Here is a 13,129-nt window from a genome sequence, read left to right as displayed (position 1 = left end):
GCGGGGGCTACTCCTCCCGTCGTGCCGTGACCAGGCCCGTCTCGTACGCGGCGATGACGGCCTGCGCGCGGTCGCGGACCTGCAGCTTGGCGAAGAGGGCGGTGATGTGGTTCTTCACGGTGGAGGTGCTCAGCCCGAGCCGGTCGGCTATCTCCGCGTTGTCCGAGCCGCCGGCGATCAGGCGCCACACGTCCCGCTCACGCGGTGTGAGCCCCTCGGCGGCGGACGGCACGGCGGGCGCCGGCCGGCGCTCCGGTGCCGTGACGTGTGTGGAGATGAGCCGGGTGAGGAGCCTCGGGGCGAGGATCGCCTCGCCGTCGCGGACCACGCGCAGCGCGGCGACGAGGTCCTCGGGCGAGATGTCCTTCGGCAGGAAGCCGCACGCTCCGGCCCTGAGGGCGCCCACGACGTGTTCGTCCATGTCGAAGGTGCTCAGGGCCAGGACGCGGCAGTCGGGCAGTTCGGCGGTGAGCCGCTCGGTGGCGGCGATGCCGTCCAGGACCGGCATGCGGATGTCCATGACGACCACGTCGGGCCGGTGCTCATGGGCGAGGCGGACCGCCTCGGCTCCGTCCGCGGCCTCGGCGACGACCTGGAAGCCGGGTTCGGGGGCGAGCATCAGGGCGAGGCCGCGGCGGACGAGCGGCTGGTCGTCGGCGATGAGGACCTTCACGGTCGCGCTCACGCGTACGCCTCCTGGCGGTCGGCGGGCAGGGGCAGGCGGGCGCGGACGGCGAAGCCCCCGCCCTCCGGTCCCGCCCGCAGGGTGCCGCCGTGGAGGGCGACGCGTTCCCGCATGCCCACGAGGCCGTAGCCCGAGCCGCGTGCGGCGGGGCGTCCGGGGCGCGGGCCGTCGTCGGTGACCGCGACCTGCACTTCGTGGACGGCGAAGGTGAGCCGCACGTCGACGTGCGCTCCGTCGCCCGCGTGCTTGCGGGCGTTGGTGAGGGCTTCCTGGACGATGCGGAAGACGGCGAGCGAGATGCCCGGCGGGAGCGACCGCGGGTCGCCGTCGGTGGTGAGGGTGGTGGGGAGGCCGGCGCGGCGGCTGTCCGCGACGATGCGGTCGAGGTCGCCGACGCCGGGCTGCGGAGCGGTCGTCTCGCCCTCGTCGTTCTCGTCGTCGGCCCGCAGGACGTCGAGCAGGTGGCGCATCTCGCGCAGGGCGGTGCGGCCGGAGCCCTCCAGGGTGACGAGTGCCTCGCGGGCCGTCTCCGGGGACCGGTCGAGGTTGGCGCGGGCGCCTCCGGCGAGGAGCTGCATCGTGGTCAGGTGGTGGGCGACGATGTCGTGCAGTTCCCGGGCGATGCGGCGCCGTTCGTCGGAGACGGCCCGCTCGGCGAGGAGCCGGCGCTGGGCTTGGGCGTTGCGCTGCCAGCGGCCGACGGCGGCCGCGGCGCCGGCCACGAACAGCGCGGACGCGGCGTTGGGGACGAAGTCCATCAGGGAGGCCGCGGGCTGCCCCGGGCGGACGAAGTGGAGCACCGCGACGCAGCCGGCGGCGGCCGCCGCGCCGACCGCGGCACTGCGGTGGCGCAGGGCGGTGTACAGGGCAACGACGGTGACGGCACCGTAGTGCTGGCCCACGGAACTGGACCAGGTGAGCGCCACGTTCGCCGCGAGGGCGCACGCGAGGACGCACAGGGGCGCGCGGCGGCGCACCAGCAGGAACATCGCGGCGGCGACGGTGATCAGGCATCCGGACAGCGGTACGTGTCCCCGGTCCATCTGGCTGGTGACGGTGAAGCCCACGAGGTCGACGGCCGCGGCGCCGACGGCGACGAGTCCGTCGTGCTGGCTCCACAACGCCGTCCTTCCGCGCCGGCTCACCGTCCCGGCCCGGCCGGGAAGCTTCCCGGTCGTGTCGTCCGGGAGCCCGGGGCCGGACGCGCCGGCGCCCGCCCCGTTCCGTGCCCGGCCGGGGCGCGTTTCGTCCGCGCGCCGTCCCATCTCCGCCTCCCCGTGTGCGTCCCTGCTCTTGCCCGGGGCGCCGTCTGCGCCCCGATGACCTGCGGTTCGTCCGCTCAGTCTCCCATGGTGCCCGTGCGTCGCGGCCGCGGCGTCCGGACCGGGAGGGAGCCGCGGCCGGGAGCAGGCTCCCAGTCGGCGGGCGGTGCGGGTCCGTGCTCCCAGCGGGTTTTTCGTCCCCGGCTCCGAGGTGCGGGCCGGCCACGGCTGATGTGCTGGACACGTGCCGGAACGACCCGGCACGGGGGCCGCCCCCGACGTCAACGGTTTCCGCGGCCCTTCGCCCTCGGACTTCTTGGAGGACTCCGCCGTGATCCGTGCCCTGACCGGTTTCTCGACCCGCAGACCATGGCGGGTCATCGTCGTGTGGGCGGTGCTCGGCATCTTCGTGACGCTGATGGGACAGGCGCTCGTCTTCCGCGTCACGCACACCGACAGCGCGGGTTTCCTTCCCGCGCAGTACGACGCGGCCGCGGCGCTGCGGGTCGCCCGGGAGGAGTTCGGCGCGGAGCCCGACGTTGACGCCGTGACGGTGCTGGTGGCCCGGCGCGACGGCAAGCCGCTGGAGGACGCGGACGAGAAGCGCGTGGAGGCCGTGGCGCGTGAACTGAGCGCCACGCGCCTGGAGATGCCCTGGACGGAGGAGCAGATACGGGGGATCTCCGAGGACTACTCCCAGGTCCCCCGCGTGGCACTGGTGACGACCGCTCCCGACGGGTCGTTCGCGCTGCTCGGCGCCCGGCTGAGGGGCAACTCCACCGATCCCGGCATGCAGTCCGTGTACCGGGTCTTCCACGACCGCGCCGAGCAGGAGTTCGGCGAGGCGGGGCTGCGTACGGGGTTCACCGGGGGCCTGGCCGACGTGGTGGACCGCGCCGACGCGGAGGAGACCACGCAGATCGTGGTCGGGCTGCTGGTGGTCGGGCTGATCGTCCTGGTCAACGTGCTGGTGTTCCGCAGTGTCATGGCCGCGTTCATCCCGTTGTTCGCGGTGTCCGTGGTGGGGGGTGCCGCCGTCGGCACGGTCGTGGGGGCGGCCCTCCTGACCGGCTTCGAGCTCGACCCGGGCACCCCGGGCATGATCAGCACCGTGCTGATCGGCATCGGCGTCGACTACTTCCTCTTCCTGCTGTTCCGCTTCCGCGAGGAGCTGCGGCGCCGCCCGGAGGAGGACCACCGCCTGGTGGCTGCGGACGTCTCCGGGCGGGTGGGCACGGCGGTGACCTCGGCGGCGCTGACCATCGTGGCGGCGTTCGCGACGCTCGGTGTGGCGACGTTCGGGCACTTCCGGGTGCTCGGGCCGTCGGTGGCGGTGTCGGTGCTGGTGATGCTGGTGGCGAGCCTGACCCTGATGCCGGCGCTGCTGGCGGTGACCGGCCGGAAGATGTTCTGGCCGTCGCGGACCCTGGCGGCGACGGCCGGGCAGCGGCCCGGGTCTGCCGGCCGTACCGGCGAGTTGGTGGCACGCCGCCCGGTGCTGGTGCTCGCGGCGTCGGTCGCCCTCCTCGGCGCGCTGGCCGCGGGGGTGGCGGGCGTCCGCATGGACTTCGGAGCAGGCGGCACCCCGCACGAGACGGCGGCCGCCGCGACGGCGCGGGAGATCGCCGGCGCCCTGCCGGCGGGGGTGTCCGACCCGACGACGGTGTACGTCACCGCCGACGGCGGCCGGGTCCTCGATGCCGCGGAGGTGGGCGTCGTGCAGCGGGCGCTGTCCGGTGTGTCCGGGGTGGGCGAGGTGGCCGCCCCCGTGTTCGACGCCGACCGCACCGCCGCCCGGCTGGACGCCTACCTGACGGTGGACTCCCAGTCGCAGCGCGCCCGCGACCTCGTGGCGGGCCCGGTGCGCCAGGCCGTGCGGGAGGCGACTCCCGCCGGGCTCAGCGCACACGTGGGAGGTACGGCGGCCGTGTTCGCCGACGTGGCGACGGCGGTCGACCGGGACCTGCGGACGGTGTTCCCGGTGGCGGCGGCGCTGATCGCGCTGATCCTGGTGGTGCTGCTGCGCAGCCTGGCGGCGCCGGTGGTGCTGATGCTCGCGGTCGGGCTGTGCTTCGCGGCGACGTTCGGCGCGTCCGCTCTGGTCTTCCAGCACCTCGGCGGCGAGGCGGGCGTGACCTTCGTCCTGCCGCTGGTGCTGTTCCTGTTCGTGGTGGCGCTGGGCACCGACTACAACATCCTGATCAGCGACCGTCTGCGCGAGGAGATGGCGCACGGGGGCTCGGCCCGCGCCGCCGTGGCCCGGGCCGTACGGCACACGGCGCCGGCCATCGCCACGGCCGGCGTGGTCCTCGCGGCCTCCTTCGGCAGCCTCGCGGTGAACGCGGACCCCGGTACCCGGCAGCTGGGCTTCGCCATGGCCCTGGGCATCCTCCTGTCCGCCTTCGTCGTCTCGCTGCTGCTGGTCCCGGCGGCCGCGGCACTGCTGGGCCGGGGAATGTGGTGGCCGGTGCGCGCGACACGGGGCCGGCGGGACGGCATGGACCGCGCGGTCCCGGAGCCGCAGGGACGCAGGGCGGAAGACCTGCAGGCGTCCCACCGGTCCTGACGACGTCGCCGCCCCCTCCCCTCGGGAGAGCCCTCCTCGCCCCTGGCAGCCGCCCACGCGGTTGCCGGGCGCGGGGAGTTGCGCTTGTCCTGCCACCCGGAAACCCCACATGCACGTGGGGCGCGCCAGGCGTCATCCCCCGGGAAGCACCGGCCGCCCTCGACCTTCGAGAACGCGAGGGGCGAACCGATGAACGACTTCACCGTGGTCACCAAGCAGCACACCGACCGCACCGTGGTCGCTGTCAGCGGGGAGATGGACCTGCACACCAGCCCCGGCTGGCACAGGCCGCGTCCATCATCCCCCTGGGCGGGAAGACTCTGTACCTCGATCTGAGGGACGTGTCCTTCATGGACTCCAGCGGACTGAACGTGCTCGTCCGTCTGCGTCGGCGCATGCGGGCCGAGGGCGGCCGGCTCGCCGTCACCGGACTCGGGTCCCAGCCGACCCGCCTACTGAAGATCACCGACACCTACGACCTGTTCACCACCGATGCGGCCGCCGTCGGCAACGGCGCGCGACCGCCGGCCTGATCGGCGGGGCCATCCAGGGGCGGGCCCCACCGCACCGTGCGGCATCGGGATGCGGACGGGCGGTGACTCGGTGCAGTCGCCAGTTGGGCGACCACCTCGCAATGGCTTGAATCACACCACTGCCGTACATCCATTGCCTGATCATCGCGGTCGTGAGTAGGCAACATCAGGCGTTACGGCAGGCAGCACTGCTTGCGGTAACCGGGCAAACACGGAGTGACAGGGTGACGGATCGCAAGATTCTGGCCATAGCGGCAATGTGTGTCGTAGCAGCGATCGGCGTGACCGGCTGTGGAAACGAGAAGGCCCAGGTCTCGTCCGCCAAGCAGGTCACAGCGTCCGCCGTTCCGTCGCCGGCCCCGGAGCCGTTCGCGGGCATGACCCCGGACCAGATCGCGGACAGGGCCCTGGACGCAACCAAAGCGGCCAACGGGCTCAAGGCCAAGGGATCGTCGATCGAGGAAGGCGAGAAGACCCCGACCGACTTCGACGTGGCGATCGCCGCGAACGGCGACTGCGACGGCACGGCCACCATGAAGGGCGCGAACGCCAGCGTTCGACAGGTGGGCACCACCGGCTACCTGAAGGGGGACGCCAAACTGTGGGAGACCCTCCTCAGCGAGGAAGGCGTGCCCAAGGCCCAGCGCGCGGCGGCTGTCGAAATCCTCAAGGGCCGCTGGGTCAAGGTGCCCGCCGAGGACTCCGCCGATGAAGACTTCTGTGACGCCGACGACCTGACCAAGCCCGCCGAGAAGCAGAAGACGGGCCTGACCAAGGGTGCGAACGCCGAGGTCGGCGGCAAGAAGACGGTCGTACTGACCAAGACCACCCCGGCCGGTGAGACCATTGCCTTCCATGTGGCCGCCGAGGGCGAGCCGTACCTGCTGAAGTACAGCGTGGAGGGCGGCAAGGACCCGCGGTGGGTGGAGTTCCGCGAGTTCAGCACGGCCGTCACGGTGACCGCGCCCAGCGCCGAGGAAACCACCGACCTGGACAAGCTCGGCGGCTGACGCCGCAGGCCGCCCACCGGTGGTCCCGAGCCGGCAACCCACGGCCTCGGTCGGCATTCGTCGCGCAGGGGGAGACCGGCGGCTTCGCGTAGGCGGCAGTGGTAGCCGCCGTGCTCACTGCGATGTGGAGGTGGCGGGCGAGGGCGCTGACGCGCCACAGCGGGGGCACCCGGTGGGCGTGGCCGGCGAAGACTTCCTTGAGGAGCGAGAAGAGGGTGGCGCCGGGCTGGGCGGCTCACGCCCACGCGGACCCGCTCCACCCCGCCGAGCCGCACCGTCTGCCCCGTCACCACCGGCCCCCCGACGTCGACGACGTGCCGAGGGCACGGCGGGGCTCGGGTCGGGGGCGCCGGTGGGGAGGCGTAGCGGGCCGATCGCGCACTCTGCCTACTCTGTGGGCGTTTCGCGGAGCTGGTACAGCTCCGGCACAGACACCTTGATCGGCTCCTGGGTGGTCCGGGCGATCACGACGACCGCGGGCTCGTGGGGGTCGGGGTTCTCCTCGCGGTGCGGGACGAACGGGGGGACGAGGAAGAAGTCGCCGGGGCTGCCCGCGAGCCGTACCTCCCGTGTGCCGTCGTGGAAGACGAACACCGGGTGACCGCTGACCACGTAGATGCCCGCCTCCGACTCTCCGTGGTGGTGGTTGTCCGTCGCGCTGAGCGGCGGGTTCTCCACCAAACCCATCCAGAGCCTCCTGGAACCGACGGTGCCGCCGCTGATGGCGGCGTGGCCGTCCAGCTCGCCGGAGCGTACGTGGTGGACGCGGTCCTGCACCTGGGTGCGGGAACGGGAGTCGGATGCGGCCGGGGTGTCTTCGCGGGTGGTCATCGTGCAGCCCTCCGTGTTCAGCGGTCTCTGCCGGACCCCAGGCTGCTGCCTCCCCCCGGACGCGGCAATTGCCGTTGCCGTTTCGGCAAAAGCGAGGTCACCCGCTCTTCCTGCGGTCGTACGGCATGGTCGAGAAGGGCACGACCAAGCCCGCCCAGAACAGGACCTCCGGCACGCTGCGGTCGGTCCACGGGATCTGGGAGATCAGCAGGGCGCAGAGCATCGTCCATGCCGCCTGGGCCACGACGATCCGGGACCAGCGGCCGCGGCGGACGAGGGAGCGGATGGTGAGCTGCACTCCCCTGCGCATCCGGCTGTAGCGGAACAGCGCGCCGAACCCCCACACCGCGGCCATGACCGTCAGCACCCAGAGACGGTTGCCGAGCGGTACGGGCAGCTCCCGCAGGACCGGGTCCTTGGCCGTGGCGAAGAGGTCGATCGTCACTCCCGCAAAGGCGAGGCAGGCGAGCGCGAGCCAGCGCGTTCCCCGCAGCAGGCGGTACGTGGCGTCGTCGAGGCCGCTGCGCAGCATCGGGGAGTGGGGTGCGCCCGCGAGGCCGGCGGAGTACATCGCCGCGGCCTGGGCGGCCGTGACGTCCGGGCCGGTGGCCATGGCGTCGGTGTACATGGCCTGGGCCGTCTCGTCGGACGGGTCGAGGCGCAGCCATTCGACCAGGGCCTGCTTCGCGACGTCCTGGCGCTGCGTGCGTACGGCCGCGAAACACAGGGCCTTGTGGGTGCCCGGTTCCTGTGGGGCTAGGCGCACGGCTTCGCGGGCGGCCTCGTACGCCCGCTCGTGGTCGGCGGGCGGGGCCGTCGCGTAGGCGATGAGCACCCTGGACAGCGCGTAGTGCGAGGCCCACTTGTCGGGCGCCCTGCGGACGGCTTCCTCCGCCGCGGCCCGTGCCTCGGGCTGCCGGCCGAGGTTGAGGAGCACCCGGGACAGCAGCATGAGCGCGCCGACGTGTCCCGGGGAGATCCGCAGCATTTCGCCGGCCGCCCGCGCCGCCGGCTCGTACTCGCCGAGTCTCTCGTGGGCGACGGCGAGCAGTTGCCAGGCCCAGTCGTCGTCCGGCTCCTCGGCCAGGTGGGGGGCGAGTACGGCCTTGGACTCCTCATAGCGGTCTGCCGCCTGGAGGGCGCCTGCGCGCGCCAGTACCGGGTTTCCGCTCACAGCTTGCGCCTCTTCTTCAGGTACGTCACCAGGTCGTCGTACATGCCGCCCTCGTTGGCGTACATCGCCACGTTCCGCGCCGCCGCGAACCACGGTTCGGTGGACGGGACCACCGACTTCGCGGCGTCGAGGAGGTCTTTCGTTCCGATCATGCGGATCACGCCGGAGCGTGCCGAGTCGAGCAGGGCGTTCTCGGCCGCCGACTCGCACACATGGGCCAGGTCCGCGCCCGAGAGGCCGTCCGTCGCCTTGACGAGGCGCCCCAGGTCGACTGCCTCGATGGGCCGGTCGCGCAGGTGGTAGCGGAGGATCGCCTCGCGGGCGGTGGCGTCGGGCGGCAGGACGAGGAGGGTTCGGTCCAGGCGCCCGGGACGCCGGAGCGCGACGTCCACGTCCCAGGGGACGTTGGTGGCGGCGAGGACGAACACGCCCTCGTTGGCTGCGGAGTCGATGCCGTCGAGCTCGGTGAGGAGCTGGTTGACGGTGTTGCGCATGCCGCTGTGCTGCGTCCGGCTGCGCTTGCCGCCGAGCGCGTCCAGTTCGTCGAGGAAGACGACGCAGGGCGCCTGGCGGCGGGCGGTCTCGAAGACCTCGTGCATGTTGCGTTCGGAGTTGCCGATCCACATGTCGAGGACGTCGCCCACGGACACGGACAGGAACCCCGCGCCGAGCTCGCCGGCGATGGCGCGGGCGATGAAGGTCTTGCCGCAGCCGGGCGGTCCGTACAGGAGGAGCCCGCCGCGCAGGCTCTTGCCGTACAGCCTGCGCAGTTCGGGGTTGCGCATCGGTGCGAGGAACGCGGCTTCGAGGCGGTCCTTGACCTCCTGCATGCCGCCGACGTCCGCGAGGCGTACGGCGCCGGGAGCGGAGACGTCCCAGGCGTCTGCGTCGCCCGGGTCGCCGCTGCCGTCGGCGGTGGCGGGTTCGACGAAGCGGGGTTCGACGATGCCGTCGACCTCCTGCTCGGCCGCCCGCCAGTCGAATCCGGCGCGGGGGGACGGTGTGTCAGGGGTGGCGGGCCTTTCGGCTGCGGCCGCTTCGACGGACGCGACCGGATCGGCGGGCGGGGACGTGTCATGGGTCGCGGAGGCAGGGGGTGCCTGGACCCCCATCGCCCGCACCATCAGCTCGCGTGCTGCTCCGTCCCCCGGCGCATGCTGCAACGCGGCGGCCGCCTCTGCCACCGCGGCGTCGTGCCGACCCGCAGCGAGCAGCATTTCGGCGAGGTGCAGGCGCAGGGGCACGTCCTCGGGGGCCGCGTCCACGGCTGTGCGCAGGCTTCGTATCAGCGGGGATTCCGGGGCGGAGGACTCTGACTGCATGATCAATGTTTACGTGTGACCGTTGCCGGGGGTCCAGCCAGGGGGGTGTGTGGTGGGTCACCACGGCGACGTTCCCGGCATCCGCCGCCCCGCGAGGTGCACTCCCCTCGCCGGCCGTCGCCCCACCCCGCCGGTGTGCTGGCGGGGTGGGGCGACGGCCGCCTCTCGTGCCCTGCGCAGCGGTTCAGTCGAAGCGGACGCAGATCGACACGGGCAGCTTGGGCGACCAGACGCCGGTGGCCTCGTCGTAGCCGCGCGCGAAGCCGTTCTTGCCGGGCGGGCATTGGTACGGGATCCGCGTCTCGACGTGGAACGTCCCGCCGGGGTTGCGCTGTCCTGGACGCGCGACCACCCACTTGCCGTAGTGCGTGGCCCCCGAGTTCAGCTTGACCACCACGTAGACACGGCCGCCCACGGTGAAGTTCCCGCCGCCCAGGGAGAGGTGGCCGTTGTACCCGTAGGAGAACACATAGGGCTGGGGGGCCTTGTACGGGTGGGCCGAGAGGGTTCGCGCAGGGGAAGTGCCGGGCGCCGGTGCGGCCAGGGCGGGCGGGGCCAGGCCGAGGCCGATCAGGGCCGCGCCGGCCACGCCGATCGTGACGCGGCGCGTGCAGCGGGAAGTCGAGCGCGAGAGCGTGCGCATGACTGCTCCTCGGTGAGGTGCGGATGCAGGGCCGCCGGCCGGTTCACGCCGAGAGGCGGCGCGGAACGGGCGGCAGGGGCGCGGGGCGGAGTCCGCCCGCCCGTCCACGGCACCCGGGGTGCCGGAAGGGGTGGTGATCGCGCGGGATGCATGCGGGGGAAGGTCGGGCGCCACAGTCGCGGCCCGGGGCGGTCCCCGTGACCGGATTTCCAGTTTACCGAGCCCGCACCGGCTCCGCAGCGCGCCGAAGCCGGTGTCGAGCGGGCGGTCGGCGCTCCGCCCGGGTTCCGGGCAACGGGCAGCACGTACCGCGATCTCATGCTCGGCAGATTGTCTCCCAGGGGGACGGCGTGCCGGGGCGGTGTCGTCCGGCGCCGCAGTCGTGCGGCGCCGGACGAGGGGGTCCTTCCCTCTTTCGTCGGCTGCCCGCCGTCAGCGTGGCCGGGGCACGCCGGCGACTGCGGGGCCGTGCCTTTCCGCCGCTCCGGGCTTGCGCTTGCCCGAGGCGCGGGTGCGGGGCCGGGGCGCCGGGTGGAGGGCGAGGGCGGTGGGGGTTGCCGTGAAGACGGAGGAGTAGGTGCCTATGGCCAGGCCGATGAGCAGGGCCAGGGCGAAGTCCGTGAGGGCGTCTTCGGCGAGGACGGCCAGGGCGGTCAGGACGAGGGCGGCGCCCATGCCCGTGTTGACCGTGCGCGGGAGGGTTTGCAGGATCGCCCGGTTCGCCGTGAGGGGCAGGGGTGCCAAGTGGTTGCGGGCGAGGAGTTCGCGGATGCGGTCGAAGAGGACGACGGAGTCGTTGACCGAGTAGCCGATGACGGTCAGCAGGGCCGCCAGGAAGATGCCGTCGACCGGTTTGCCGAGCCAGGCGAACACGCCCACGAGGATGAGCACGTCGTGGGCGAGTGCGGCGACGGCCGCGGTGGCGAACCGCCAGCGGAAGCGGACCGTCAGGTAGGCCAGTTGGGCGGCGAGGGCGAGACCGAGGGCGATGAGGGCGTTGCGGCGCAGCTCCTCGCCCAGGGTGGGCCCGACGAGTTCGTCGCGGATCTTCTGGGCGTCGCCGCCGAGGCGGGTGATCGTTTCGGTGACCGTGGCCGTTTGGGCGTTCGTCAGGTTTTCGGCCCGGACCGTCAATTCGTTGTCGCCGGATGTCTGGACGAGCGTGCGGGGGAAGCCGGTCTCGGCCAGGGCGGTGCGGGCGTCTTCGGGATCGACGGATCGGCTGGTGGTGTACTCGATGAGCCGGCCGCCGCTGAACTCGATGCCGAGGTCGAGGCCTCGGACGAGGATGCCCGACGCCGCGGCGACGAGGAGGGCGGCGGAGACGGCCAGCCAGCGGTGGGGGCGTCGCATCAGGTGCGGGTTGCGGTGCAGCAGGCGGTCCCGTGTCCAGCCGGTGTCCGCGATGCCCGTGATGCGGGGGCGGCGGTGGACGGAAGGGCGGCTCGCCGCGTGGTCGGCGAGCACCCGGGTGATCAACAGGGTGCTGATCATGGATGCCAGGACGCCGATGCCGAGGGTGACGCCGAAGCCGCGGACCGGTCCGGAGGCCAGGGCGAAGAGGAGCGCTGCGGCGATGAGGGTGGTGATGTTGGAGTCGGCGATGGCGCTCAGTGCCCCGCGGAACCCGGCGGTCAGGGCCGAGCGGGCGGTGGGGCGTGTGCGGGCGGCGAAGTCCTCGCGGGCCCGTTCGAGGACGAGGACGTTGGCGTCCACGGCAATGCCGATGGTCAGGACGAATCCGGCGAGGCCGGGCAGGGTCAGGGTGGCGCCCAGGGCGGCCAGGGCGGCGTAGGAGATGAGGCCGTAGCAGGTGAGGGCCAGGGTGGCGAGCAGGCCCATGAGGCGGTAGACGGCCATGACGAACAGCGCGGTCAGGGCGGTGCCGATGGCGGCGGCCCAGGCGGCGGCGGTGACGGCCGCGGCGCCGAGGGTGGGGCCGATCACGCGCTGTTCGATGATCTCGACGGGCACGGGGAGGGCGCCGCCGGAGATGAGCAGGGCGAGGTTGCGGGCGTCGGTGTCGCTGAAGGATCCGGTGATCCGGGTCGCCCCTCCCCCTATGCCGGCGCCGCACGCGACGGACGGGTCGATGCCCGGCGAGGAGATGATCTTGTCGTCGAGGACGATGGCGATGCGTCGCCCGGGGTCGCCGACCGGGCGGCAGGCGGCCTCGCCGGTGATCTCGGCCCACCGGGCGGAGCCTTGGTCGGTGAAGTCCACGGTGATGTGCCACCCGGTGCCGTTCTGCGGGTCGAACCGGGCGGCGGCCCCCTTGACGTCGTCCCCCCGCAGCGCGGCGGCCTTCAGCCGCAGGGGCTGCCCGGACTCGTCTGGGAGGACGCGTTCGGAGGCCGGGTCCGCCGCCGGGGCGTCGGTGTCGGCCGGGCCCTGAACGGCGTGGATGGTGAGCTGGGCCGTGCGGCCGAGGACGTCCGCGGCCTTGCCCGGGTCCTGTACGCCGGGCAGTTCGACGATGATGCGGTGGTCGCCGGAGCGCACGAGGGTGGGCTCGGCGAGGCCGAGCGCGTCGATGCGGCCGCGCAGGACCTCCACCGTGCGGTCGGTGGCTTCACGGCTGATGCCGGTGGACGGGGTGGGGCGGGTCTCCAGCACGATCTGCGTGCCGCCGCTCAGGTCGAGGCCGAGGCGGACCGGCACGGTGAGGGCGATGGTCAGTGCCGCGGCGAGCACGGCGAGGGCGAGCAGCGCTCGTGTGCGCAGCGAGCGCTTGTGGTGGCGTGGCAACGGGTTCTCCGGCAGGCGGGCCGCGGAGCCGCAGGTGCGGCCGCGGCGGGGTGGGATTGCGGGGGTGTCGGGTGCCGGGAGGAAGCGGGGGTGCCCGGTTGCGGTCGGGGAGCGCGGGGCCCGGTGGGGCCGCGGGGGTGCGGGGCTCCCTGGCGCGCGCGGCGGCGGCCGGGGTAGCGGCAGCGGTGCGGGCCGAGGTGGCGAGGTGGTCCGGGGCGGACATGCGTTCGCCGGGCTGCGTGTCCCTGGCCGCGGCCCTGCAGGGGTTGTTCTCCGCGTGCGGGGCCTCGGCGTGGAGGCCGGCGTGGGCGCGCTCCGCGCTGCCCGTCGCAAGGGCGGCGGACAGGGGCAGCGG

10 protein-coding genes are annotated in these 13,129 nt (G+C 73.3%); 3 read left to right on the top strand and 7 right to left on the bottom strand.

Going from position 1 to position 13,129, the window contains the following annotated elements; genetic code table 11:
- Positions 1 to 7: 7 nt before the first annotated feature.
- Positions 8 to 685 carry a response regulator gene (locus IE170_RS15255; RefSeq protein WP_189809903.1) on the bottom strand — a complete coding sequence of 226 codons (678 nt, stop codon included), beginning with the start codon at positions 683 to 685 and terminating at the stop codon, positions 8 to 10.
- On the bottom strand, positions 682 to 1,806 hold the full coding sequence (locus tag IE170_RS15250) for a sensor histidine kinase (protein WP_189809902.1): 1,125 nt from the start codon (positions 1,804 to 1,806) through the stop codon (positions 682 to 684). Before IE170_RS15250 ends, IE170_RS15255 begins: the two co-directional genes overlap by 4 nt.
- A gap of 472 nt (positions 1,807 to 2,278) precedes the next feature.
- Between IE170_RS15250 and IE170_RS15245 the strand changes: the two genes are divergently transcribed.
- From IE170_RS15245 to IE170_RS15235, 3 genes are all read left to right on the top strand, one after another.
- A complete protein-coding gene (locus tag IE170_RS15245; RefSeq protein WP_189809901.1) occupies positions 2,279 to 4,513 on the top strand; it encodes an MMPL family transporter in 2,235 nt (744 codons plus the stop codon).
- A complete protein-coding gene (locus IE170_RS15240; RefSeq protein ID WP_308428398.1) occupies positions 4,405 to 5,046 on the top strand; it encodes an STAS domain-containing protein in 642 nt (213 codons plus the stop codon). The genes IE170_RS15245 and IE170_RS15240 overlap by 109 nt, the downstream gene beginning before the upstream one ends.
- 224 nt (positions 5,047 to 5,270) lie before the next feature.
- Positions 5,271 to 6,056, top strand: a complete 786-nt coding sequence (locus tag IE170_RS15235) for a hypothetical protein (protein ID WP_189809899.1) — start codon at positions 5,271 to 5,273, stop codon at positions 6,054 to 6,056.
- Positions 6,057 to 6,443: 387 nt separating this feature from the next.
- Here the strand turns inward: IE170_RS15235 and IE170_RS15230 are convergent, their stop codons facing one another.
- The 5 genes from IE170_RS15230 to secD all read right to left on the bottom strand — a co-directional run bounded on the left by IE170_RS15230 (position 6,444) and on the right by secD (position 12,774).
- Positions 6,444 to 6,887, bottom strand: a complete 444-nt coding sequence (locus tag IE170_RS15230) for a cupin domain-containing protein (protein WP_189809898.1) — start codon at positions 6,885 to 6,887, stop codon at positions 6,444 to 6,446.
- Between the two features lie 97 nt (positions 6,888 to 6,984).
- Positions 6,985 to 8,061: a tetratricopeptide repeat protein gene (locus IE170_RS15225; protein WP_189809897.1), complete on the bottom strand. Its 1,077-nt coding sequence runs from the start codon at positions 8,059 to 8,061 to the stop codon at positions 6,985 to 6,987.
- Entirely contained in the window at positions 8,058 to 9,383 is a 1,326-nt protein-coding gene (locus IE170_RS15220; protein WP_189809896.1) for a tetratricopeptide repeat protein, read from the bottom strand. Before IE170_RS15220 ends, IE170_RS15225 begins: the two co-directional genes overlap by 4 nt.
- Positions 9,384 to 9,567: 184 nt before the next feature.
- A complete protein-coding gene (locus tag IE170_RS15215; protein WP_189809895.1) occupies positions 9,568 to 10,026 on the bottom strand; it encodes a hypothetical protein in 459 nt (152 codons plus the stop codon).
- A gap of 432 nt (positions 10,027 to 10,458) precedes the next feature.
- Complete coding sequence (secD, locus tag IE170_RS15210; protein WP_189809894.1) at positions 10,459 to 12,774, bottom strand: protein translocase subunit SecD; 2,316 nt, start codon at positions 12,772 to 12,774, stop codon at positions 10,459 to 10,461.
- Between the last annotated feature and the right edge of the window lie 355 nt (positions 12,775 to 13,129).

Source organism: Streptomyces toxytricini, assembly GCF_014649915.1.
GTDB lineage: Bacteria > Actinomycetota > Actinomycetes > Streptomycetales > Streptomycetaceae > Streptomyces > Streptomyces toxytricini.
Note: the sequence above shows the minus strand (reverse complement) of the source record. Positions and strands in the feature narration are given on the sequence as shown.